The following is a 22,829-nucleotide window of genomic DNA, read 5'->3' on the forward strand; positions in this document are numbered from 1 at the left end:
TCGACGATGAACGATGATTATCGATCAAACCTGCGATGCCGACGAGATGGCGATGCGCCTTGCCGCACTCGCTCATCCGGCGCGCTTGCACATACTCAAGCACCTGTCTTCCCGGCCGGCTTGCTGTTGCAAGGAGGTGGTCGACAGTCTCCACCTCGCGCAGTCCACCGTTTCCCAGCACCTGAAGATTCTGGTAGAGGCGGGGCTCGTCACGTATCGGCCAGAGCGCCCCCGCTCGCGCTACGAAGTGGATCGCGAGGCGCTGGCAGGTCTGTCGCGCGGCGTGGCTGGCCTGATCGACCTTTGCTGCGCGAACCATGCCGCAGCCACACATTCTTCGCAGGACAATCGAATTGGCATCTAAGACCGTATCGGCCGACAGTGGCTCCGTCTTTGCGACGTTGGTCAATTTGTGGCCCTATATGTGGCCCGACGACCGGCCGGACCTGAAGATGCGCGTCGTCTGGGCAACCGTCTTTCTCGTCGTCGCCAAGCTGATCCTCGTCCTCGTCCCCTACTTCTTCAAGTGGGCGACCGATGCATTGAATGGCCAGTTTTCCGCTCCGGACATGATTCCCGCCATTCTCGTCGCGCCGGTCATGCTGGTGCTCGCCTATAATGCCGTGCGCATCGTGCAACTCGGTTTCAACCAGTTGCGCGACGCCCTTTTCGCAAAAGTCGGCCAGCACGCGGTGCGGCAGCTTGCCTACAAGACATTCGTGCACATGCACGAACTCTCGCTGCGCTTCCATCTGGAGCGTCGCACGGGCGGCCTGTCGCGGATCATCGAGCGTGGAACCAAGGGCATCGAATCGATCGTCCGCTTCACCATCCTCAACACAGTGCCGACAGTTCTCGAATTCGCTTTGACGGCGATCATCTTCGCCTTCGCCTATGGCTGGATTTACGTTGCCATCATCGCCGTCACGGTGTGGCTCTACACCTGGTTCACCGTGAAGGCGTCGGACTGGCGCATCCAGATCCGCCGCGAGATGAACGACAGCGATACCGACGCCAACACCAAGGCAATCGACTCGCTCCTGAACTTCGAGACCGTCAAATATTTCGGCAACGAGAAGATGGAGGCGAGCCGGTTCGACAGGTCGATGGCGCGCTATGAGGATGCGGCGACAAAGACGTGGACGTCGCTCGGCTGGCTGAACTTCGGCCAGGGCGTCATCTTCGGCGTCGGTATGGCACTGGTCATGGGGCTCTCGGCCTGGGAAGTCGCGCGTGGCACGCAGACGATCGGCGACTTCGTCTTCATTAACGCAATGCTGATGCAGCTTTCCGTGCCACTGAACTTCATCGGCTTCATCTACCGCGAGATACGCCAGGGCCTGACCGACATCGAGAACATGTTCGACCTGCTCGACGTGCCGCAGGAGGTCACCGACAAGCCCGGCGCCGAGGCGCTCGTCATCAGCGATGCGGCCGTGCGCTTCGAAGACGTGCATTTCGCCTATGATCCGGCCCGGCCGATCCTGAAGGGCGTCTCGTTCGAGGTGCCGGCGGGCAAGACGGTGGCGATCGTCGGCCCGTCGGGCGCGGGCAAGTCCACCGTCTCGCGGCTCCTGTACCGCTTCTACGACATCGGCTCGGGCGCAATCACCATCGACGGGCAGGACGTGCGCGACGTCACGCAGGAGAGCTTGCGCGCCGCCATCGGCATGGTCCCGCAGGACACGGTGCTCTTCAACGACACCATCGCCTACAATATCCGCTACGGCCGCGTCTCCGCTGGGGAGGATGAAGTCCGCCGCGCCGCCGAACTCGCCCAGATCGGCCCATTCATCGAGCGCCTGCCGGACGGCTACAAGGCGATGGTCGGCGAGCGCGGGCTGAAGCTTTCCGGTGGCGAAAAGCAGCGCGTGGCGATCGCGCGCACCATCCTCAAGGCCCCCCCGATCCTGATCCTCGACGAAGCGACGTCGGCGCTCGACACGCAGACCGAGCAGGAAATCCAGGCCGCTCTGGATCTGGTATCAAAAGGCCGCACCACCATTGTCATCGCGCACCGCCTGTCGACCGTAATCGGCGCCGACGAGATCATCGTCCTGAAGGACGGCATGATCGCCGAGCGCGGACGTCACGCCGACCTCCTTCGCGCTGACGGGCTCTATTCGGCGATGTGGGCGCGTCAGCGCGAAGCGACCGAGGCGGAGGAGAAATTGCGCAAGGCGCGTGAGGAGGACGAGTTTGGCGTCGTCGTCCGCCGACGCACGCCCGAGATTGCCGAGGAACAGCCGGCGGGGTGATGCGTTGCGGGTTGGGGGATGTTCGTCTAATCAGGACGCACTTCCCATACGGACCAGAGCAGCGATTTCATGAGCCTCGTCGACACGATCAAGAACACCTTCGTCCCGATCAATCGGGAAGGCTATCCGTTTATCGCGATCTTCGCGGGTATCACGCTCCTGCTGGGTATCTTTTCGACGACGCTGTTCTGGCTCGGGCTGATCCTCACCGCCTGGTGCACCTACTTCTTCCGCGATCCCGAGCGTGTCACCCCTGTCGACGACAAGCTGGTCGTCAGTCCGGCCGATGGCATGGTTTCGGCTGTGGGGCCGGCTGTTCCGCCGCGTGAACTCGGCCTCGGTGTCGAGGAGATGACGCGCATCTCTGTCTTCATGAATGTCTTCAACTGCCACGTGAACCGCGCGCCGGTGCGTGGGCGCATATCGAAGATCGAGTATCGAGCCGGCAAGTTCGTTAATGCCGAACTCGACAAGGCAAGCAGCGAGAACGAACGCAACGGGCTCGTCATCGAAAGCCCGAACGGGCAGGTGGGCGTTGTGCAGGTCGCCGGCCTCGTCGCGCGCCGCATCGTCTGCTGGGCCGAAGCGGACAGCGACATCGGCATCGGCGAGCGCATCGGCATCATCCGCTTCGGATCGCGCCTCGACGTCTACCTGCCGCGCAAGGCCGTGACGCGCGTCCATGTCGGCCAGACGGCGGTCGCGGGTGAAACCATCATTGCCGAATTCGATGCCTCGTTCACCCCGCCCCTGGTGCGCGTCTCGTGAAGGGCCCCTTCGCGCCCTATGATCCGAACGGACGCCGCCGCAGCCCGCGCCTGCGAGAGATCCCGCTTCGCCTGATCCTGCCGAACCTCGTCACTGTCCTGGCAATCTGCGCCGGCTTGTCCGGAATCAGGCTTGCCTTCGAGGGCCGGTTCGAGATCGCTGTGGCGATGGTCCTGATCGCCGCCTTTCTCGACGCGCTCGACGGCCGACTGGCGCGCATGCTCAAGGCGAGTTCGTCCTTCGGTGCGCAGATGGACTCGCTGGCCGACATCATGAATTTCGGCGTGGCGCCTGCGCTGGTACTGTATGCCTTTGCGCTCGATGGCGCCGGCGCGGTCGGATGGACGGCCGCGCTCGTCTTTGCCATTGCCTGCTGTCTCAGGCTCGCGCGCTTCAACGTCATGCTCGATGATCCTGATCGCCCTGCCTGGCAGAACGATTATTTCGTCGGCGTGCCGGCGCCCGCTGGCGCGCTTCTCGTGCTGATGCCGGTCTATCTCGGCCTCATCGGCGTGCCGGTGAACCAGACCTTCAGCTTCGTGGCCGCGGCGTTTACGGTCGCGGTCGCGCTGCTTCTGGTCAGCCAATTGCCGGTCTACTCGGGCAAGTCGAGCGGCATGCGCGTGCGCCGCGATCTGGTTCTGCCGCTGATGCTGGCGATCGTCGGCTACGTCGCCCTTCTGTTCAGCTATACCTGGACCACTCTGGCGCTGACGGCGGCGGCCTACTTCGCGATGCTGCCCTTCAGCGTGCGCGCCTTTACCCGGCGTGCCGAACGGGCTGACCGCGAGGCGCAGGCCCAGACGAATGTAACCGACGATTCAGGCGGCGCTGTTTAATCCGAGCTCTGCTTCGCAGATTCCGATCAGCCGCGCATGGTCGATCCGGCCATTAGGACTCGTCGGCATGGAGCGGATCGGGATCACGGCCGCAGGCAGCGCAGCGGAATCGAAGCCGAGCCGCTTCCACTGCCGCGCAAGCACGGCACGGTCCGCATCGGCTTCGGTCGTAACGAGCACAATTCGATCGTCGCTGCCCGCAGTCTTCAAGGCGACGGCGGCGTGGACGCTTTCCGGCCAGATCGCTTCCGCAGCTTCCTCGACGAGCGCGAGCGGGACGGTTGTGCCGCCAACCGCGGCAAGACGGCCGGACCGGCCGAGGACGGTCATATAGCCCTCCCGATCGACCGAGACGACGTCGCCCGTATCGAACCACCCGTCACCGGCGATCGGCTCGTCGGCGCCGAGGTATCGAATCGCGATGTTCGGCCCCGAAATCTGCAGCCTGCCACCTTGCTCGAACCCCTCAATAGGATCGAGGCGCATCCGCATCCCTGGTAGCAGACGCCCAACGGTGCCAGCGCGGCCATGCGTGATGGAGTTTACGGCGACGACCGGGGAAGCTTCGGTCAACCCGTAGCCCTCCATGATCGTCTTCCCGAACCGATCTGACCAAAGTTGGCGCGTCGAAGCGCGCAGCCGCTCGCCCCCCGAGACGATCAGGCGCAGGCTCTCGAAGTCAGAGGTCTGCGCCGCCTTGCCATAGGCCGACAGAAGCGCATCGGTGGCGAAGAGGATGGTCGGCTGCCGGGTTGCTGCAATTTGCGGAATCTGGCGGATGTGGAGCGGCGACGGGTAGGCGAGGGCGCGCACACCCTTCATCAGCGGCAGGATCAGGCCGACCGTCAGGCCGAGCGCCGTATGGAGCGGCAGCACGGAGAGGATCGTGTCGCTGCGCGAGAGAACCAGCCGCGCCTCGATCTGAGCGGCGTTGGCGATCAGGTTGGCGTGGCTGAGAACGACGCCGCGCTGCCCGTCCGGCGTCTGCTTGAAGAGGACGACGGCGGCATCGTCAGCCTGCCGGGGCAAGCGCCGCGCGCGCCAGGTGAACCAGCTGGCCATTCGCTCGGTCGCAGTCAACGAGGCTTCAAGGTCCTCGACATAGATCACGCGCCCGCCGGCGGCGGCTATCACCTCGATCTCGCCAGCAAGCCGGGCTTTCTCGACATGGGCGCGCGAGGTGACGACGAAACGGATCGTTCCGTCACGCACGAGGTCGAGCGGGCCGACGCCGGTCCCCATCATGGCGACGACGCGCCCGGCGGACTGAAGGGCGAGAAACGCCGCCATGCTTCTTGCGGCATTGGGCAGGAGAAGGCCGACAATATCGCCGCTGGTGCCGATCTCGACGAACTTGCCCGAGAGCATCCGCGCCTTGGCGAAGAGCGCGCGATAGGTGAGCTTCTCGCCGGCAACGTTTTCGGCGATCACCCGACCGGGACCATAAAGGAGGGCAGCGCTCCGCACGGCGTGGAAGATCGTCTTCGGCCGACCCTGGCTGAAGAAGCGCGCTTCGGCGACGCGGTCGAACAGCGCATTTGACGTCGTCACGCCGACCGGTCCGGCGTCCTCCACCAATTGGCCGATGGTGCGCGCGGGCAGCGCCATGATCCTGAGCTTCGGCAGAAGTTGACGGGGCGTCTTGGCTGCAGGCTCATAGGCGCCGGGCAGGTGGCTCGAGCCGCGAATGTAGACGGGCACTACCTTGGCGTCGGCCGAAACCGCGATCTTGGCGACCGCGCGATAGAGCCGGAAGCTCTTCACGTCGGGTTCGGCGTCGAATGGAAAATAGACGGCCAGACGGCCATTCGCCTTAAGGCGTCGGGTCAGGCGGCGATTGACGAAGACGTGCTGCGCCTTGAAGGCGATGGTGCGCGCAAGCTCGCGCCACGGCTCCAGCCACATGGCGCGCGAAGATGGCTCGTCAAGAATGTGCAGCGTGTCGCTCGGCAGGACGGACAGCATGAGCGCCGGATCGAGGCGCGACTGGTGCGAGATCGCGTAGATGACGGGACCAGGCGCCTGCGCCGCGCGCAGCGACGAATCGTCAATGCGGAACGCGAGTTTCAACGGCGCATAGAGCAGCGCCTGATGCATGGAAATGCCATGACGCTGCGCCAGCCAGAGCGCGAAGGCTCCCCATAGCGCCAGAAAACCGGCGATGATCAAAACGGTCTGGAGCATTGCCGCACCTCCAACCTCTCGAGGCCAAGCGGCTCTTTTTGGCCGTTGGCGCGGAGGGTAGACGAATGACGCCGCAGGTCAATCCAGATGCCGATGCGATGGTCCCACTGGCGGGATGACGAACCGGCAGCTAGCATTGGCGCTCTCTGGGGAGATAATCATGGAATTGACGGAACTGAAGGCTCTGCAGGCACCACTCAAGGCCCGCTACAAGGACGATGCCAAGGCTGCGATCGTCACGCTCAAGGCAAAGGGCACGCTCGACGATCAGTCGATTTCGTGCAAGGTCGAAACGGGCAGGGCGCTTGCGATGGCCGGTCTTCATCCGGCGACAGGCGGCTCGGGCGCCGAACTGTGCTCCGGCGACATGCTGCTCGAGGCGTTGGTCGCCTGTGCCGGCGTCACCTTGAAGGCGGTCGCGACGGCGCTCGAATTCCGCCTCGGCAATGCGCGCGTCGAGGCGGAGGGCGATCTCGATTTTCGAGGGACGCTCGGCGTGACAAAGGATGCGCCCGTGGGCTTCCAGTCGATCCGGCTCAAATTCCATCTCGACACGGACGAACCTCAGGAGCGCATCGACACACTCCTGAAGCTGACTGAGCGCTATTGCGTCGTCTTCCAGACCATCAACACGAAACCCGCACTGACGGTCACTGCGGATTAGTCGAGAAAGCGGTTCTCGCGAACAGAGAAGAGCCGTCCCGTTTCGCTGATCGTCGGGGAAATAGTCGCCGCGATCCGCGCGGCGGTCTCGGATGGGTGCGGAATGGTCTTGGGATCTTCGCCGGGCATGGCAAGCGCGCGGTGCGCCGTGCGCGTCGGGCCGGGATCCACGAGATTGACGCGCAGCGCAGAATTCTGCGTCTCCAGCGCCCAGCTTCGCACCATTGCCTCGACGGCCGCCTTCGACGCCGCGAACGGGCCCCAATAGGCGCGCGGATGCGCGGCGACGTCGGACGTCATGACGATGGCACGTCCCGCATCCGACTTTCTCAGGAGCGGGTCGACCGAGCGGATCAATCGCCACGTCCCGGTGACGTTCGTCGCCATTACCTTGTCGAACACCTTTGCCTCGACATGGCCGATCGGCGCGATGATGCCGAGAATGCCGGCATTGGCGACGAGGATGTCGAGCTTGCCCCAGCGCTCGAAGATCGCGCCGCCGAGCCGGTCGATGCCGGGCATGTCGATCAGATCGAGGGGGACGAGCGTCGCCTGTCCGCCGGCCGCCTGTATCTCGTCGTCGAGTTCTTCCAGTCCACCCACCGTGCGGGCGACGGCTATCACGTGCGCGCCGGCCGCCGCCAGTTCCTTGGCGACATGGTAGCCGATGCCGCGCGAAGCGCCGGTCACAAGCGCGACGCGCCCTTGAAGGTCGAGCTTTTCCGTCATCTTATCCGTCTGTTATTGCCCGTTGTTCGCAAGCAGGGAAAGCGTGCGAACATTGTCGACGCCATCGAGATCGGTCAGGCGCGTCGGGTATTGCGTGGTAAAGCAGGCATCGCAGAATTGCGGCTGCTCGTTGTCGCGTGCGGGCTCGCCCACCGCGCGGTAAAGTCCGTCGATCGAGAGGAAACCGAGCGAATCGACGCGGATGAACTCCGCCATCTCCTCAACCGACATGCGGCTGGCGAGAAGCTTGGCCGTTTCGGGCGTGTCGACGCCGTAAAAGCACGACGCGCGCGTCGGCGGCGAGGCGATGCGCATATGCACTTCCCGCGCGCCCGCATCGCGTACCATCTGCACGATCTTCTGGCTGGTCGTGCCGCGCACGATCGAATCATCGACCAGCACCACGCGCTTGCCCTCGATCATGCGGCGATTGGCATTGTGCTTGAGCTTGACGCCCATGTGCCGGATCGAATCGGACGGCTGAATGAAGGTGCGGCCGACATAGTGGTTGCGGATGATGCCGAGTTCGAAGGGAAGTTTCGCCTCCTGCGCGAAGCCGATCGCCGCCGGCGTGCCCGAATCGGGCACCGGCACGACGATGTCGGCCTCGACGGGGCTTTCGCGCGCAAGTTCCACGCCGATCTGCTTGCGCACGTCATAGACGTTGCGCCCTTCGACCGACGAATCCGGCCGGGCGAAATAGACATACTCGAACACGCAAAAGCGCGGCTTCACCTGTTCGAAGGGAAAGAAGCTTTCCAGACCTTTGGTGGTCACGACGACCATTTCGCCGGGCTTCAAATCGCGCACGAAACGCGCGCCCATGATATCGAGGGCGCAGGTCTCCGAGGCGAAGATGTAGGCACCGTCGAGATCGCCGAGCACGAGCGGACGGATGCCGAGCGGGTCGCGGCAGCCGATCATCTTCTTCGACGTCAGCGCAACGAGAGAGAATGCGCCCTCGAGTTGGCGCACGGCATCGATGAAGCGCGAATTCGTGTCGCGTTCCTTCGACGTCGCGATCAGATGCAGGATCGTCTCGGTGTCGGAGGTCGACGAGAAGATCGAGCCTTCCTTCTGCAGCCGGCGCTGCACCGTCATCGCGTTGGTGATGTTGCCGTTATGCGCGACAGCGAGACCGCCGTCGGCCAGTTCCGCGAAAAACGGCTGAACGTTGCGCAGGCCCGAGCCGCCGGTGGTGGCGTAGCGCGTATGGCCGATGGCGCGCGAGCCCTGCAATCGGTCCATGACCGACTTGTCGGTGAAACTGTCGCCGATCAGGCCGATATGACGTTCGACGTGGAACTGCGAGCCGTCATAGGAAACGATGCCGGCCGCCTCCTGCCCGCGGTGCTGGAGCGCGTGCAGTCCGAGCGTGACGATCGCTGCGGCATCCTGCCGGCCGAAAATACCGAAGACGCCGCATTCGTCATGAAAGCGGTCGTCACCCCCGGAGGAGAACGGGGTATCGTCTGCGTCTGCCATGGCATCTTGCCTTTCAGAACGAAGGGAAGCGGCGCCCGAGGGCGCCGCGTGATCATCTAGTTGCCGGCCGGCGGCGGTGTCTCGTCCTCGCTCGTGCCGAGCCGGTCGATGAGCGAGTTCTCGGGATCGTCCGGCAGGACGCCCTCGAGCCAGGTGCCGATGCCTTCGAGCAGCGGCCGCGACTTTGCCTCCGCGACCCATCCCGGCTGGTTGGAACCGACCAGCCACGAGAAGAACAGGAAGGCGACGGCGACGACCAGGATACCCCGCGCCGCGCCATAGACGAAGCCGAGTGTGCGATCGAGCGCGCCCACCCGGGAATCAATGATGAAATCCGCAAGCTTCATGGTGATCACGGTGACGATGATGAGCGCGATGAAGAAGACGATGGCCGCCGCCGCGAAAAGCGCAAGCTGCGCGCTGTCGATATAGGGCGTGACGTAAGGGACGAGGATCGGGTGGAAATAGAACGCCGCCGCTGCCGCCGCGACCCAGGACGCGATCGACAGGACTTCGCGCGAGAAGCCGCGAACCATGGCGAGCATCGCCGAAACGAGGGTGAAGCCGACGAGAATTCCGTCCAGCAGCGTAATCGGCATTGAAGCTCCGTTCACCTGCCGGCGGCTCTGCCAGCCGGCTCGTTCCAGTTCCTAGTCGTCGTCCTCCCGCGCCCTGCGGCCGGACGGGCCGGCGATGCGCACGACGAGATCGGCAAGCTCGGATAGCTGCGTCGACCGCGCGCCCGTACCCTTGCCTGGCTCCTCGCTCGTTTGCGGCATGACGGCCTGAGCAAAGCCCAGCTTTTCGGCTTCCTTGAGGCGCTGCTGCGCATGCGCGACAGGCCGGATTGCGCCCGAAAGGCTGATTTCGCCGAAATAGACGCAATCGGCAGGCAGGGCAAGTCCAGTGAGGGAGGAAACCAGTGCCGCCGCGACTGCCAGGTCGGCCGCTGGCTCCGAGATGCGATAGCCGCCGGCGACGTTGAGATAGACGTCATGCGTCGCGAACTTGACGCCGCAATGCGCTTCGAGCACGGCGAGGATCATCGACAGGCGCGAATTGTCCCACCCCACTACGGCTCTGCGCGGCGTGCCGAGCGGCGAGGGCGCCACCAGCGCCTGGATTTCCACCAGCACCGGCCGTGTGCCCTCGATGCCGGCGAAGACGGCGGCGCCCGGCGCCTTGGTCGAGCGCTCGCCAAGGAAGAGCTCGGAGGGGTTGGAGACTTCCCGCAGCCCTTTGTCGGACATCTCGAAGACGCCGATCTCGTCGGTCGGGCCAAAGCGGTTCTTCACGGTGCGCAGGATGCGGTAGTGGTGCCCGCCTTCGCCTTCGAAATAGAGAACGCCGTCGACCATGTGTTCGACGACGCGCGGTCCCGCTATCTGACCGTCCTTGGTGACATGGCCGACGAGGACGATCGCGCAGCCGGTCGACTTGGCATAGCGGATCATCGCCTGTGCCGATGCGCGCACCTGCGTCACCGTGCCGGGCGCCGAATCGGCGAGGTCGGTCCACAGCGTCTGTATCGAATCGAGAATGACGAGGTCCGGCCGCTTTCCTTCGGAAATAGTCGCGAGAATGTCCTCGACATTGGTTTCGGCCGCGAGTTCCACGCTGGTGTCGGCAGCGTACAACCGCTGCGCGCGCAGCCGGATCTGTGCCACCGCCTCCTCGCCTGAAACGTAGACGACCCGATGTCCGCGACGTGCCAGTGCAGCGGCTGCCTGCGTCAAGAGCGTGGACTTACCAATGCCCGGATCACCGCCGACGAGCAGCGCCGAGCCGCGCACGAACCCGCCGCCGGTCGCGCGATCGAGCTCGGCGATGCCCGTCGAGATGCGCGGCGCCTCCTCGATCTCGCCCGAAAGCGTCGTGAGAGCAACGATCCGGCCCTTGCGCGAAGAGCGCAGCGATCCCGGACCCGCGCCGATGCCGGAATTTGAGCCTTCCTCGACAAGCGTGTTCCACTCTCCGCACGCATCGCACTTGCCGGCCCATCGCGTGTGAACAGTGCCGCAATTCTGGCAGATGAACTGGGTGCGGGATTTAGCCATGTGCACGCATCCCGTGAACGGTCCGCCGCAAATACCGCCCCCCAAGCGAAGTCAGCAGCTCATAAGCAATCGTTCCTGAAGTCTCGGCCGCCTCATCGATGGAAATGTTCGGCCCGAAAAGCTCTATCCAGTCACCATGGCCGACAGCTCCGGGACCAAGATCGGTAACGTCGAACAGCGTCAGATCCATTGTCACCCGTCCGAGAATCGGCACGCGGCGACCGGCGACGAAGCCCTGCCCGCCTTGAGGCCGCGCTTCGCGCAGCGGTACGCCCGAGCCGGAGATTGCGCGATGCAGCCCGTCCGCATAGCCGATAGAGGCAATCGCGATGGTCGTGTCCCGCTTCAGCGTCACCGTGCCGCCATAACTGACGGTTTCGCCCGCCTTTGCCTCGCGCACCTGCACAATCCGCGCCTCGACGGTGGCGACGGGCCGCATCGGGTTCGCGAGGCCTGCCTGGGGCGCGCCCCCATAGAGCGCGATGCCCGGCCGAACGATATCGAATGCATAGTCGTTCGGCAGGAACGTGCCTGCGGAGTTCGCCAGGCTTGAGGCGACGCCTTTGAAAAGCCGTTCAATCGACTGAAATGATTCGAGCTGTCGCCGGTTCGCCGGCGAGGCGGCATCGTCGGCGCAGGCGAGATGGCTCATGACGAGGCGTGGCGTCAGCGCGCGCGTCAGCTTGTTCTCGTGGAAGAACCGCGTGACCTCGTTGCCGGTAAGCCCAAGCCTGTTCATGCCGGTGTCGACATGGAGTGCGCAGGGCCGCGGCCCATCCGATGCGTCCCAGCCATAGGCCTCCCAGAGCGAAATGTCGGCCTCGTCATTGAGAACCGGCATTAGGCGCGCCTCGCGGTAGGCCTGCGCCGCGTGCGGCTCGAACAGCCCTGCGAGCACATAGATGTCTGCTTCCGGCAGGAGCTTGCGCAGAGCCATGCCTTCCTGAGGCAGCGCGACGAAGAAAACGCGGCAACCCTCGGCCCAGAGCACCGGCGCGACAACGTCGATGCCGAGCCCGTAGGCGTTGGCCTTGACGACGCCCGCAACACGCGCAGGCCGCGCCTTGGCTGCCAGAAGCCTGTAATTCGCCGCCAGCGCCTCGACGTCGATCGACAGGCGCCCGCCGCAGATGCGCGGATCGATTTCCGCCGGGTTAGCTGAAAGAAACGCCAATTACTCGAACCGCTCGGGCAGATGATGCTCCTCGGCCAGATCGGCAAAGCGCGTGAATTCGCCCACGAAGGAAAGCGAGACGGTGCCGGTCGGCCCGTGACGCTGCTTGGCGATGATCACTTCGGCCTTGCCGCGCACCTCGTTCAGTTTCGTCTCCCACTCCTGATGCTCGAGCGTGTTTCGCTCGGGCTCCTTGTTCTTCAGGTAGTATTCGTCGCGATAGACGAACAGCACCACGTCCGCATCCTGCTCGATCGAGCCCGATTCGCGAAGGTCGGAAAGCTGCGGCCGCTTGTCGTCGCGGCTTTCGACCTGACGCGAAAGCTGGGAGAGCGCGATGATCGGGACGTTGAGTTCCTTGGCGAGCGATTTCAGGCCGGTCGTGATCTCGGTGATTTCCTGCACGCGGTTTTGCGCCGAGGCCTTCGAAGAGCCCTGCATGAGCTGGACGTAGTCGATGACGAGCACGTCGAGCCCCCGCTGGCGCTTGAGCCGCCGGGCGCGGGCGGAAAGCTGCGCGATCGAGATGCCGCCGGTCGCGTCGATGAAGAGCGGGATTTTCTGCAGCGTTTGCGTGCAGCCGACCAGTTTCTCGAAATCGGCCTCGGTCAGGTCGCCGCGCCGGATTTTGGAGGAAGGTACCTCGGCCTGCTCGGAGATGATACGGGTTGCAAGCTGCTCGGCCGACATTTCGAGCGAGAAGAAACCGATCACGCCGCCGTTCTTCGCCTTGAACGAGCCGTCCGCCTGCGGCTCGGGCTCATAGGCATGCGCGATGTTGAAGGCGATGTTGGTGGCAAGCGATGTCTTGCCCATGCCGGGACGGCCGGCAAGGATGATCAGGTCGGAAGGCTGCAGGCCGCCCATCTTGGCATCGAGGTCGCGCAGGCCCGACGAGACGCCGGAAAGGTGGCCGTCGCGCTGGTAGGCGGCGGCGGCCATGTCGATCGCGGTCTTCACCGCGTCCGAGAAGCTTTCGAACCCGCCATCGTAGCGGCCGGTCTCGGCCAGCTCAAAGAGGCGGCGCTCCGCATCCTCGATCTGCGCAGCCGGCGACATGTCGACCGGCGCGTCATAAGCAATGTTGACCATGTCCTCGCCGACGGTGATCAGCGCTCGGCGTGTGGCAAGATCATAGATCGCGCGGCCATAGTCGGCGGCGTTGATGACGTTGACGGCCTCGGCGGCCAGACGCGCGAGATAGTGCGAGACGGTCATCTCGCCCACCTTCTCCTCGGCCGGCAGGAAGGTCTTGAGGGTCACCGGATTGGCCATCTTGCCCATCCGGATCAGTTCGCCCGCGACCTCGAAGATCTTGCGGTGCAGCGGCTCGTGGAAATGCTGCGCCTTCAGGAAGTCCGAGACGCGGTAGAACGCGTCATTGTTGACGAGAATCGCGCCGAGCAGCGCCTGTTCGGCCTCGATGTTGTTCGGGGCCTCGCGATAGAGCGGAGTCTCGACGGGAGCGAGTTTGCGGGCGGCTTCGGCCATTCCATGTCCATCTGTCGGATGCGCCGGACGGGACGAGAAACGTGAATCGCGGCTGGATGATGAGTGTCTAGCGCGACTGCTCGAACGGACCAACGGCGAATCGCAAGATCAACATTACTTCACAGGCGTAACGGGAAAAAACGCGATCGCCGGTTGACATGTGCAAGCCGGCAACAGGCCGTTCAACGTTTAGGCTTTGCGGCGCTTGCGCTGCCTGGGAGGGGCTGGCTCATGAGCGAGATTCCGCTCGGTCTCGACCATGTAGTCGCGGGTCAGCGGCAGGATGTCGTTGCGCTTTGCGATCTGGATCTGGAACACCATCAGATCCTGCCAGCGAAACGCGCCCTCGGAGGCGGCGAGGTAGAATTCCCACATCCGGCAGAAGCGCTCGTCGTAGAGCGCTCTGGCGCGTTCCCGATTGGCGGCGAACCGCTCGCGCCAGTGCCGGATGGTCTCGGCATAGTGGAGCCGTAGGATTTCGACGTCGGTCACCATCAGCCCAGAGCGCTCGATCGAGGGCAGTACCTCCGAAAGGGCGGGAATATAGCCGCCCGGGAATATGTGCTTGCGGATGAACGGCGCCGTCGCGGCCGGCGGACCGGAGCGGCCGATCGCATGCAGCACCATGACGCCGTCGGGCTTCAAGAGCTTTGCGCAGGTGTCGAAGAAGGCCCGGTAGTGGTTGACGCCGACATGCTCGAACATTCCTACCGAGACAATCCGATCGAAGCGCTCCTGAAGATTGCGATAGTCGCGGATTTCAAAATGGACATGGCGCTCGAGCCCGAGACGATGCGCGCGGTCGGTCGCGACCTTGTGCTGCTCGTCCGACAGGGTGACGCCGAGAACGTCCGCGTCGAATTGCTGCGCGAGATAGATGCCTAGCCCACCCCAGCCAGAGCCGATGTCGAGAACGTTGAGGCCGGGCCGCATGCCGAGCTTGGCCGCAAGGTGCCGCTTCTTGGCAAGCTGCGCCTCGTCCAGCGTCATGTCCGGCCGCTCGAAATAGGCGCAGGAATACTGCATATCCGCGTCAAGGAAGAGCCGGTAGAGTTCGCCGGACAGGTCGTAGTGATGCCTGACATTGGCGCGCGAGCGCGATGCCGGGTTCCACTGATGGATGCGCTTGGCAAGCCTGCGTCCCGTTTCCGCGGCCTTCAGCGTTGCGAGCTTCGCATAGGCGATGTCGAGATTGGCGTAGGAGAAGCGCACGAAATCGAGGAGGTCGCCTTCGAGGAAGTCGAGGTCTCCGGCCATATAGGCTTCGGGCACACCCAGCGACGGGTTGAGCGAGATGGCGCGTTCCGCAAGACGCGTGCGGATTGCAATGTGAAGCGGCGTACCCGAGCCGTCACCGAACCGGTACTGCTCGCCACGCGAATCCGTCACGAGCAGGTTTCCGGTTCTGACGAGCCGGCGGCCGAGACGATTCAGCAACCAAAACATCGCAGGACCAAGAGGTTCGACACGATCCGTCTAACCTAAGGGAAGAAGATCGCGATTTGAAGACTGTCGATCGGTCCACAAATGCAAAACGCCCGAACCAGAGGTCCGGGCGTTCCTGGACATTAGCGATGATGTCGCGAACTTAGCGCTCCTCGCCCTCGTCGCCGCCAACTTCTTCGCCTTCCTCACCCTCGTCGCCGAACTCGGCGTCCGGATCGAAGAAAGCGTCGGGACGGGCGTTCTCGTTGATGTCGTCGCCATAGATGGCTTCGGCCGAATCGAGCGTCTCGCCGCGTGCCTGACGCTCGGCTTCATCGGCGGAGCGCGCGATGTTGAGCGTAATCGTCACTTCGACTTCCGGGTGGAGCGCGATGGCGACGTTGGTCAGGCCGATGGTCTTGATCGGCTGGTTCAGTTCGACCTGGTTGCGGCCGACCGAGAACCCTTCCTCGGTCACGATGTCGGAGATGTCGCGCGTGGAGACCGAGCCGTAGAGCTGTCCGGTTTCACCAGCCGAACGGACGACCACGAAGGTCTTGCCGTCGAGCTCGTCGGCGATCTTCTGGGCTTCGTTCTTGCGCTCGAGATTGCGAGCTTCGAGCTGGGCGCGCTGGCCCTCGAACTTCTTCTTGTTGGTTTCATTGGCGCGCAGCGCCTTGCCCTGCGGCAAAAGGAAGTTGCGGGCGAACCCGTCCTTGACCTTCACGGTCTCGCCCATCTGGCCGAGCTTCGAAATACGTTCAAGCAGAATGACTTGCATGTCGCTGTTCCTTTTTTCTCACCGGTTGTCCGGCGGGCAGGAACAGGAAAGAAGAAGCACAAAGCGGCGGCATCTTCAGGCGCTGTCCTGCCGGTTGGCAGTTAGGAGCGGTGCGCTCCAACTCGGAATTCTCGTCTCGCCGGCATGCCGATCACGCCGGGAGGGAAGGGGCGGTAACCCGCCCCTTCGAAGGTCTTACTTCACCACGTAGGGCAGCAGGCCCAAGAAGCGGGCGCGCTTGATCGCCTTGGCGAGTTCGCGCTGCTTCTTCTGGCTGACGGCCGTGATGCGGGACGGAACGATCTTGCCGCGCTCGGAAATGTAGCGCTGCAAGAGCTTGACGTCCTTGTAGTCGATCTTCGGCGCGTTGGCGCCGGAGAACGGGCAGGTCTTGCGGCGGCGGTGGAACGGCCGGCGGGTGGGGATCTGGTTGATGTCGACCATTATGCGCCAGCTCCTTCAGCCTGGGTTTCGCGCGGACGGCGCGGGCCGCGATCGTCGCGATCGCCACGGGGACCACGATCGTCGCGGTCGCCACGCGGGCCACGGTCGCGATCACCGCCGAAGCGGTCGCCGCGCGGGCCACGATCGCCGCGATCACCACGGTCGTCGCGCTTCTGCATCATTGCGGACGGGCCTTCCTCGTGCGCATCGACCTTGACCGTCATGAAGCGCAAGATGTCTTCCGACAGGCCCATCTGGCGTTCCATCTCCTGGATGGCGGCCGCGGGCGCGGTGATGTCCATCAAGGTATAGTAAGCCTTGCGGTTCTTGTTGATGCGGTAGGTGAGGGACTTGAGGCCCCAGTTCTCGACCCGGCCAACCGAACCTTCATGCGCTTCGATGACACCCTTGTACTGTTCGACGAGGGCATCGACCTGCTGCGCGGAGAGGTCCTGGCGGGCAAGAAACACGTGTTCGTAAAGTGCCATGTTCTTTGCCTTTCTTCGTTTCTCTGCACGGCGCCAGCGGCAAAAGCCTCATCAACTTCTCTCACCCGCGAGGCGGGAAGAAAGGCTGTGGTCGAGACGGTCGAGAGCGGAGACACGGGAGGCCGAAGGCACCTGGCCTTCATTCATGTGCAGATCTGTGGAGAAACGCTCATGGCCCTCCGTTCAGCCCCCAGCTAGGACCGGCAGAGTGCGGCTCATATACACCATCCGCGCCGCGATGCAATCCTCGGGCTCCGCCTGGAGGCCATCTGCCGCCAGCCTTGACTTTCCGGCTCCGCCTGCGCAACACGCTTTGCCACGAGAGCGGACAGGACGACCAGAGGAGACGCGCTGTGGCGATTGCATTTACCTTTCCGGGACAGGGCAGCCAGTCGGTCGGCATGGGCAAGGATCTTGCGGATGCCTTTCCCGAGGCGCGCGCGGTCTTCGACGAGGTCGACGCGGCGCTCGGCGAGAAGCTGTCCGCCATCATGTGGGAAGGGCCGGAGGAGAAGCTGACGCTGACCGCCAACGCGCAGCCTGCGCTCATGGCCGTCTCGATGGCCGCGATCCGCGCCATGGAAGCGCGCGGTTTCGACTTGAACTCGAAGGTCTCCTACGTTGCCGGCCATTCGCTCGGTGAGTATTCGGCGCTGTGCGCGGCGGGCATGTTCTCGGTCGCTGACACCGCCCGCCTTCTGCGCACGCGCGGCAACGCCATGCAGGCGGCCGTGCCGGTCGGCGAGGGCGCAATGGCCGCGATCATCGGACTGGAGCAGGATGTCGTGCAAGCGGCCTGTGAGGAAGCTTCTTCGAAAGGCGTCTGCCAGATCGCGAACGACAATGGCGGCGGCCAGCTCGTCATTTCCGGTTCGAAGGATGCGGTCACCGAGGCCGCGCGCATCGCCACCGAAAAGGGAGCCAAGCGCGCACTGATGCTTCCCGTCTCCGCGCCCTTTCATTCGGCGCTGATGTCCCCCGCGGCCGACGCCATGCGCGTCGCGCTCGGCGCGGTCGAAAAGAAGGCGCCCGTCGTGCCGGTCATCTCCAACGTCACTGTCTCGCCGCTCACCGATCCCGATGCGATCGTCGACAGCCTTGTTCAGCAGGTCACCGGCCAAGTGCGTTGGCGCGAGACGATCGAGTGGTTCGCTGCAAACGACGTGACGACGCTTTATGAAGTTGGGACTGGCAAGGTCCTTTCGGGGCTCGCCCGCCGCATCAACCGCGACCTGACGCCGGTGTCGATCACGACGCCGCAGGATGTCGAGACCGCGCTCGCCAATCTGGCCTGATTCATCCGAAAGGAACCCAAATGTTCGATTTGACTGGAAAGAAGGCGCTCGTCACGGGTGCGACCGGCGGCATCGGCGAAGCGGTCGCTCGCGCGTTGCACAAGGCCGGCGCGACCGTCGGCATTCACGGTACGCGCGTCGAGAAGCTTGAGGGGCTGGCGGCCGAGTTCGGCGAACGCGTCAAGATTTTCCCCGCCAACCTGTCGGACCGCGAAGCCGTCAAGGAGCTGGGAAAGAAGGCCGAGACGGAGCTCGAAGGCGTCGATATTCTCGTCAACAATGCCGGCATCACGCGTGACGGTCTCTTCGTGCGCATGTCGGACGATGACTGGGATTCCGTCCTCGACGTCAATCTCGGCGCCGTCTTCCGCCTGACCCGCGAACTGACGCATCCGATGATGCGCCGCCGTTCCGGACGCATCATCAACATCACCTCCGTCGTCGCCGTCACGGGCAATCCGGGCCAGGCGAACTATTGCGCCTCCAAAGCGGGCTTGATCGGCTTTTCCAAGTCGCTCGCGCAGGAGATCGCGACGCGCAACGTCACCGTCAACTGCGTTGCGCCCGGTTTCATCGAATCGGCCATGACCGACAAGCTGAACGACAAGCAGCGCGAGGCAATCATGGGCGCGATCCCGATGAAGAAGATGGGCAAGGGCGACGACATCGCGGCTGCCGTCATCTACCTTGCATCGGACGCTGGCGGCTACGTCACCGGGCAGACGCTGCACGTCAATGGCGGAATGGCAATGATCTGATCGTTCGCGCGCGAAACGACGCAACGGGGATCTTTTCAGTCGAAAAGCGTGCGCTTTCGCCTTGGAACCCGTCGAGAAGTCGTGTAATCGGGCCGCAACCGCCGCGAAATAGCGCGGTTTGAGAGGGACTTCTTCGCAGGTTTCGGAGCCATCTTTTGAGCTTGCCTAGCCGCAGTCGGACGGCTAACGAAGACCAAACACCTTTTACCCAACAACAAACTCGAGGGTTTTTCGAAATGAGCGATACCGCAGAACGGGTCAAGAAGATCGTCGTCGAGCACCTGGGCGTCGAAGCCGACAAGGTCACGGAAGGCGCGAGCTTCATCGACGATCTGGGCGCAGACAGCCTGGACACGGTCGAACTCGTCATGGCCTTCGAGGAAGAGTTCGGCGTCGAGATTCCGGACGATGCCGCCGAGACGATCCTGACGGTCGGAGACGCCGTCAAGTTCATCGAGAAGGCCACCGCCTGATCCGATCGGCCGCGCAACCGCTAGCTTTGATGTCTGGGGAGGACCGGCAATGAGACGCGTCGTCGTCACGGGCCTAGGCCTTCTGTCGCCATTCGGCGTCGGTGTTGAACATGGCTGGAAGGAACTCCTTTCCGGCAAAAGCGCTGCGCGGCCCATCGACCAATTCGAGACGAGCGATCTTCCCTGCAAGATCGCTATGCCGATCCCGCGCGACATGTCGCAGGAAGGCGCCTTCGATCCTGATGCGTTCATGGAACCGAAGGAACAGCGCAAGGTCGGCGACTTCATTTTGTACGGCGTCGCCGCAGCCGAGCTGGCGCTAGCCGATTCCGGCTGGAAGCCGACCAGCGCCGACGACCAGAACGCCACGGGCGTCATGATCGGTTCGGGCATCGGCGGCATCGAAGGCATCGCGGAAAACGCGCTGATCCTGCAAGAGCGCGGCCCGCGCCGCATCTCGCCATTTTTCATTCCTGGCAACATCATCAACCTGGTTTCCGGCCAGGTTTCGATCCGACATGGTCTCAAGGGGCCGAATCACGCGGTCGTCACCGCCTGTTCGACCGGCGCGCACGCCATCGGCGACGCGGCCCGGCTGATCGCCTTCGGCGACGCGGATGTGATGCTCGCCGGCGGCGCGGAATCGCCGATCACGCGGCTTTCCATCGCCGGTTTCTCAGCCTGCAAGGCCCTCTCCACCGATTTCAACGACACGCCGCAGAAGGCCTCGCGACCCTACGACAAGGACCGTGACGGCTTCGTCATGGGCGAGGGCGCCGGCGTCGTGGTTCTGGAAGAGCTCGAGCATGCCAAGGCGCGCGGCGCCAAGATCTATGCCGAAATCGTCGGCTACGGCCTGTCGGGCGACGCCTATCACATCACTGCGCCGTCAGAAGACGGCGACGGCGCTTTCCGCTGCATGACCATGGCGCTCAAGCGCGCCGGCCTGAAGCCGTCCGACGTCGACTACATCAACGCGCACGGCACCTCGACCATGGCCGACACGATTGAACTCGGCGCGGTAGAGCGTCTTGTGGGCGACGCAGCTTCGAAGATCTCGATGTCATCGACAAAGTCGTCGATCGGCCACCTGCTCGGCGCGGCCGGCGCGGCCGAGGCGATCTTCTCGATCCTCGCCATTCGCGACAATATCGCGCCCGCGACGCTGAACCTCGACAATCCGTCCAAGGAGACGGCGATCGACCTCGTTCCGCACAAGCCGCGTGAGCGGGAGATCAATGTCGCCCTGTCGAACTCGTTCGGCTTCGGTGGCACCAACGCATCGCTCGTTTTCCAGCGCTATAGCGGCTGATCCTCCCGTAGCCGTTCCGACCGCGCAAAGATTTTGCCATATTGGGCGCTACCTTGCGTGGCGATTCCATTGCATTTCGAAAGCTTGAGGCCAGATGACCACTGATCCTGCAGGCGGGCCACAGCAGTCCCAGCCGCCCATGCAAGCGCGCCCGATCGTCCCGAAATCGGGCAGCGAAGCGTTGCGCCCTCAGGCTGGCACGCCACCACCGGTCCGCCGCTCGCGCCGTTCGCGCAGTCAGTTCGTCATTTTCATGAATTTCGTCATGTCCTGCATCGTGTTCGCCACTCTGGCGGCTGGCGCGGCGGTCTACTATGGCAAGGTGCAGTTCGAGGGCGAGGGTCCGTCGACGACGACGCAGACTGTGCTCATCCGCCCCAACACAGGCACGTCCGAGATTGCCGCGACACTGGAGCGCCAAGGGCTGATCAGCGACGCCCGGCTGTTCCGCCTCGGCCTTCGCGCCTATGGCAGCGACGCCAATCTGCGCGCCGGCGAATATGAAGTCAAAGCAGGCGCTTCCATGTATGAGATCATGGAACTTCTCAAGAGCGGCCGCTCGGTTCTCCACGCACTGACGATCCCGGAAGGCTTCACAGTCCACCAGGCTTTGGCCCGCATCGCGGCGATGGAGGAACTTGAAGGCGAAATGCCCTCCGATCTGCCGCCGGAAGGCTCGCTCGCGGCGGATACGATCCGCTTCACCCGCGGAATGGACCGGCAGGAACTGATCGAACGCCTGACCGCCGACCAGCAGCGGATGATCGAGGAAATCTGGGCGCGCCGCGACGACGATCTGCCGATCGATACGATCGAGGAGTTCGTGACGCTGGCGTCGATCGTCGAGAAGGAGACCGGCCGCGCCGACGAGCGCCCGCACGTTGCCTCCGTCTTCATTAACCGGCTCAATCGGGGCATGCGCCTCCAGTCGGACCCGACCTTCCTCTATGGACTGTTCGGCGGCGAGGGGAAGCCATCCGACCGGCCGATCTACCGGTCCGACATCGAAAGCGATACGCCCTACAACACCTATCGCATCGCTGGCCTTCCGCCCGCGCCGATTGCCATCCCCGGCCGCGCGTCGCTTGAGGCGGTCGCCAACCCGTCTCAGACCGATGATCTCTATTTCGTGGCTGATGGGAGCGGCGGGCATGCGTTTGCCGAGACCCTCGAAGAGCACAATCGCAACGTCGCCCGCTGGCGCCAGATCGAACGCGAGCGACAGGCCGCGGGCGCTGCTCCGAGCGAGGAGGATGCGGTTCTGGCCGACGAGGTCCTCGAGGACGAATAGCCGGTTGCAAGCGGGGGCAGCATGACGATCGAGAGCATGACGGGCTTTGCCCGGGCATCGGGACAGGCCGGCGACGACCAGATCGTCTGGGAGCTCAAATCGGTCAACGGTAAGGGGCTGGACGCGCGCTTGCGCCTTCCGCCGGGCCATGAGGGCGTCGAGCAGCCGGCGCGCCAGGCCCTGCAAAAGACCTTCCAGCGCGGCAACATCTACGCCAACCTCTCCGTAGCCCGTGCGTCCGGCGCGGCGACTGCCGTCACCGTCAACGAAACGCTACTCGTCGAACTGGCGACGCTGGCACAGCGTCTAGAACAGGATTTCGGCCTTGCGCCCGCGCGTGCCGACGGCCTGCTCGGCTTGCGCGGCGTGATCGAGATCCAGGACAGCATCCTCGACGACGAAGAGCGCACCGCCCGCGAAGCCGCCATTCTTTCCGTCCTCGTCAGGGCTCTTGCCGGCCTGACCGAGGCGCGGCGGGCGGAAGGCCAGGCGCTTAAGGCCATCATGCTCGAGCAGATCGACCGGATCGAAAGTCTGACGGAACGGGCCGCCGCCGATCCATCGCGCGATCCCGCCGCGATCCGCGCGCGCCTTGGCGATCAGGTTCGGCTGCTGCTCGAGACCGGCGCGCCGCTGGACGAGGCGCGGCTGAACGCCGAGGCTGCCTTTCTTGCGACCAAGGCCGACATTCGCGAGGAAATCGACCGGCTGCGCACCCATATCGCGTCCGCGCGCGCGCTTCTGGCCGGCGGCGGCACGGTCGGGCGGCGGCTCGACTTTCTTTCGCAGGAATTTAACCGGGAATCGAATACGTTGTGCTCCAAATCGAACGCGGCGGCCATCACCGCGATCGGGCTGGAACTGAAGGCGGTCATCGACCAGTTCCGCGAACAGGTCCAGAATCTGGAGTAGGA

General features: G+C 64.0%; 21 protein-coding genes and 1 pseudogene. 11 read left to right on the forward strand and 11 right to left on the reverse strand.

Going from position 1 to position 22,829, the window contains the following annotated elements; genetic code table 11:
• Nucleotides 1–13 precede the first annotated feature (13 nt).
• The 4 genes and pseudogenes from GTK01_RS12520 (at nucleotide 14) to GTK01_RS12535 (ending at nucleotide 3,865) form a co-directional block, all read left to right on the forward strand.
• Entirely contained in the window at nucleotides 14–364 is a 351-nt protein-coding gene (locus GTK01_RS12520; RefSeq protein ID WP_252926228.1) for a helix-turn-helix transcriptional regulator, read from the forward strand.
• Entirely contained in the window at nucleotides 354–2,258 is a 1,905-nt protein-coding gene (locus GTK01_RS12525) for an ABC transporter ATP-binding protein/permease (protein ID WP_371924344.1), read from the forward strand. Before GTK01_RS12520 ends, GTK01_RS12525 begins: the two co-directional genes overlap by 11 nt.
• A gap of 57 nt (nucleotides 2,259–2,315) precedes the next feature.
• Nucleotides 2,316–3,026: pseudogene (locus GTK01_RS12530) on the forward strand (phosphatidylserine decarboxylase); the annotation flags it as partial.
• On the forward strand, nucleotides 3,023–3,865 hold the full coding sequence (locus GTK01_RS12535) for a CDP-alcohol phosphatidyltransferase family protein (protein WP_252926231.1): 843 nt from the start codon (nucleotides 3,023–3,025) through the stop codon (nucleotides 3,863–3,865). The pseudogene GTK01_RS12530 and the gene GTK01_RS12535, both read left to right, overlap by 4 nt.
• Here the strand turns inward: GTK01_RS12535 and GTK01_RS12540 are convergent.
• Entirely contained in the window at nucleotides 3,848–6,049 is a 2,202-nt protein-coding gene (locus GTK01_RS12540; RefSeq protein WP_252926232.1) for an AMP-binding protein, read from the reverse strand. The two genes, GTK01_RS12535 and GTK01_RS12540, sit on opposite strands and share 18 nt — an antisense overlap.
• A gap of 160 nt (nucleotides 6,050–6,209) precedes the next feature.
• On the opposite strand from GTK01_RS12540, the gene GTK01_RS12545 reads away from it, so the two are divergent.
• Nucleotides 6,210–6,713 carry an OsmC family protein gene (locus tag GTK01_RS12545; protein ID WP_252926233.1) on the forward strand — a complete coding sequence of 168 codons (504 nt, stop codon included), beginning with the start codon at nucleotides 6,210–6,212 and terminating at the stop codon, nucleotides 6,711–6,713.
• Here the strand turns inward: GTK01_RS12545 and GTK01_RS12550 are convergent.
• The 10 genes from GTK01_RS12550 to rpsF form a co-directional block, all read right to left on the reverse strand.
• The gene (locus tag GTK01_RS12550) at nucleotides 6,710–7,441 is read right to left on the reverse strand and encodes an SDR family NAD(P)-dependent oxidoreductase (protein ID WP_252926234.1); all 732 of its coding nucleotides are present in this window, start codon (nucleotides 7,439–7,441) and stop codon (nucleotides 6,710–6,712) included. The genes GTK01_RS12545 and GTK01_RS12550 overlap by 4 nt on opposite strands.
• 12 nt (nucleotides 7,442–7,453) lie before the next feature.
• Complete coding sequence (gene purF / locus GTK01_RS12555) at nucleotides 7,454–8,926, reverse strand: amidophosphoribosyltransferase (protein WP_252926235.1); 1,473 nt, start codon at nucleotides 8,924–8,926, stop codon at nucleotides 7,454–7,456.
• 56 nt (nucleotides 8,927–8,982) lie between these two features.
• On the reverse strand, nucleotides 8,983–9,525 hold the full coding sequence (locus GTK01_RS12560) for a CvpA family protein (protein WP_252926236.1): 543 nt from the start codon (nucleotides 9,523–9,525) through the stop codon (nucleotides 8,983–8,985).
• A gap of 51 nt (nucleotides 9,526–9,576) precedes the next feature.
• Nucleotides 9,577–10,983, reverse strand: a complete 1,407-nt coding sequence (gene radA, locus GTK01_RS12565; protein ID WP_252926237.1) for a DNA repair protein RadA — start codon at nucleotides 10,981–10,983, stop codon at nucleotides 9,577–9,579.
• Nucleotides 10,976–12,157: an alanine racemase gene (gene alr, locus GTK01_RS12570; RefSeq protein WP_252926238.1), complete on the reverse strand. Its 1,182-nt coding sequence runs from the start codon at nucleotides 12,155–12,157 to the stop codon at nucleotides 10,976–10,978. The genes radA and alr overlap by 8 nt, the downstream gene beginning before the upstream one ends.
• A complete protein-coding gene (locus tag GTK01_RS12575) occupies nucleotides 12,158–13,648 on the reverse strand; it encodes a replicative DNA helicase (RefSeq protein ID WP_252926239.1) in 1,491 nt (496 codons plus the stop codon).
• A 189-nt stretch (nucleotides 13,649–13,837) separates the two neighbouring features.
• Entirely contained in the window at nucleotides 13,838–15,094 is a 1,257-nt protein-coding gene (locus tag GTK01_RS12580; protein WP_252926240.1) for a cyclopropane-fatty-acyl-phospholipid synthase family protein, read from the reverse strand.
• Nucleotides 15,095–15,236: 142 nt separating this feature from the next.
• Nucleotides 15,237–15,854, reverse strand: a complete 618-nt coding sequence (gene rplI, locus GTK01_RS12585) for a 50S ribosomal protein L9 (RefSeq protein ID WP_252926241.1) — start codon at nucleotides 15,852–15,854, stop codon at nucleotides 15,237–15,239.
• A gap of 195 nt (nucleotides 15,855–16,049) precedes the next feature.
• The gene (gene rpsR, locus GTK01_RS12590; protein ID WP_002963610.1) at nucleotides 16,050–16,298 is read right to left on the reverse strand and encodes a 30S ribosomal protein S18; all 249 of its coding nucleotides are present in this window, start codon (nucleotides 16,296–16,298) and stop codon (nucleotides 16,050–16,052) included.
• A complete protein-coding gene (gene rpsF / locus GTK01_RS12595) occupies nucleotides 16,298–16,786 on the reverse strand; it encodes a 30S ribosomal protein S6 (RefSeq protein ID WP_252926242.1) in 489 nt (162 codons plus the stop codon). Before rpsF ends, rpsR begins: the two co-directional genes overlap by 1 nt.
• Nucleotides 16,787–17,139: 353 nt before the next feature.
• Here rpsF and fabD point away from each other — a divergent pair, with 353 nt between their 5' ends.
• From fabD to GTK01_RS12625, 6 genes are all read left to right on the forward strand, one after another.
• A complete protein-coding gene (gene fabD, locus GTK01_RS12600; protein WP_252926243.1) occupies nucleotides 17,140–18,081 on the forward strand; it encodes an ACP S-malonyltransferase in 942 nt (313 codons plus the stop codon).
• Nucleotides 18,082–18,101: 20 nt separating this feature from the next.
• Nucleotides 18,102–18,839: a 3-oxoacyl-[acyl-carrier-protein] reductase gene (fabG, locus tag GTK01_RS12605; protein ID WP_252926244.1), complete on the forward strand. Its 738-nt coding sequence runs from the start codon at nucleotides 18,102–18,104 to the stop codon at nucleotides 18,837–18,839.
• A gap of 236 nt (nucleotides 18,840–19,075) precedes the next feature.
• The gene (locus GTK01_RS12610) at nucleotides 19,076–19,312 is read left to right on the forward strand and encodes an acyl carrier protein (RefSeq protein ID WP_024586204.1); all 237 of its coding nucleotides are present in this window, start codon (nucleotides 19,076–19,078) and stop codon (nucleotides 19,310–19,312) included.
• A gap of 49 nt (nucleotides 19,313–19,361) precedes the next feature.
• Nucleotides 19,362–20,624, forward strand: a complete 1,263-nt coding sequence (gene fabF, locus GTK01_RS12615; protein ID WP_252926245.1) for a beta-ketoacyl-ACP synthase II — start codon at nucleotides 19,362–19,364, stop codon at nucleotides 20,622–20,624.
• A gap of 94 nt (nucleotides 20,625–20,718) precedes the next feature.
• Nucleotides 20,719–21,915 (forward strand): endolytic transglycosylase MltG, encoded by a 1,197-nt coding sequence (gene mltG, locus GTK01_RS12620; RefSeq protein ID WP_252926246.1) that lies wholly within the window; start codon nucleotides 20,719–20,721, stop codon nucleotides 21,913–21,915.
• A gap of 21 nt (nucleotides 21,916–21,936) precedes the next feature.
• The gene (locus tag GTK01_RS12625) at nucleotides 21,937–22,827 is read left to right on the forward strand and encodes a YicC/YloC family endoribonuclease (RefSeq protein WP_252926247.1); all 891 of its coding nucleotides are present in this window, start codon (nucleotides 21,937–21,939) and stop codon (nucleotides 22,825–22,827) included.
• The last annotated feature ends 2 nt before the right edge of the window (nucleotides 22,828–22,829 follow it).

Source organism: Aliihoeflea sp. 40Bstr573 (assembly GCF_024105655.1).
Lineage (GTDB): Bacteria > Pseudomonadota > Alphaproteobacteria > Rhizobiales > Rhizobiaceae > Aliihoeflea.

Bases quoted from the DNA above. Each gene is read 5' to 3' on its own strand.
- GTK01_RS12520 (WP_252926228.1), top strand. From the start codon at position 14: ATGATTATCGATCAAACCTGCGATGCCGACGAGATGGCGATGCGCCTT.
- GTK01_RS12540 (WP_252926232.1), bottom strand. From the start codon at position 6,049: ATGCTCCAGACCGTTTTGATCATCGCCGGTTTTCTGGCGCTATGGGGA.
- GTK01_RS12545 (WP_252926233.1), top strand. From the start codon at position 6,210: ATGGAATTGACGGAACTGAAGGCTCTGCAGGCACCACTCAAGGCCCGC.
- GTK01_RS12550 (WP_252926234.1), bottom strand. From the start codon at position 7,441: ATGACGGAAAAGCTCGACCTTCAAGGGCGCGTCGCGCTTGTGACCGGC.
- purF (WP_252926235.1), bottom strand. From the start codon at position 8,926: ATGGCAGACGCAGACGATACCCCGTTCTCCTCCGGGGGTGACGACCGC.
- GTK01_RS12560 (WP_252926236.1), bottom strand. From the start codon at position 9,525: ATGCCGATTACGCTGCTGGACGGAATTCTCGTCGGCTTCACCCTCGTT.
- radA (WP_252926237.1), bottom strand. From the start codon at position 10,983: ATGGCTAAATCCCGCACCCAGTTCATCTGCCAGAATTGCGGCACTGTT.
- GTK01_RS12575 (WP_252926239.1), bottom strand. From the start codon at position 13,648: ATGGCCGAAGCCGCCCGCAAACTCGCTCCCGTCGAGACTCCGCTCTAT.
- GTK01_RS12580 (WP_252926240.1), bottom strand. From the start codon at position 15,094: ATGTTTTGGTTGCTGAATCGTCTCGGCCGCCGGCTCGTCAGAACCGGA.
- rplI (WP_252926241.1), bottom strand. From the start codon at position 15,854: ATGCAAGTCATTCTGCTTGAACGTATTTCGAAGCTCGGCCAGATGGGC.
- rpsR (WP_002963610.1), bottom strand. From the start codon at position 16,298: ATGGTCGACATCAACCAGATCCCCACCCGCCGGCCGTTCCACCGCCGC.
- rpsF (WP_252926242.1), bottom strand. From the start codon at position 16,786: ATGGCACTTTACGAACACGTGTTTCTTGCCCGCCAGGACCTCTCCGCG.
- fabG (WP_252926244.1), top strand. From the start codon at position 18,102: ATGTTCGATTTGACTGGAAAGAAGGCGCTCGTCACGGGTGCGACCGGC.
- GTK01_RS12610 (WP_024586204.1), top strand. From the start codon at position 19,076: ATGAGCGATACCGCAGAACGGGTCAAGAAGATCGTCGTCGAGCACCTG.
- fabF (WP_252926245.1), top strand. From the start codon at position 19,362: ATGAGACGCGTCGTCGTCACGGGCCTAGGCCTTCTGTCGCCATTCGGC.
- mltG (WP_252926246.1), top strand. From the start codon at position 20,719: ATGACCACTGATCCTGCAGGCGGGCCACAGCAGTCCCAGCCGCCCATG.
- GTK01_RS12625 (WP_252926247.1), top strand. From the start codon at position 21,937: ATGACGATCGAGAGCATGACGGGCTTTGCCCGGGCATCGGGACAGGCC.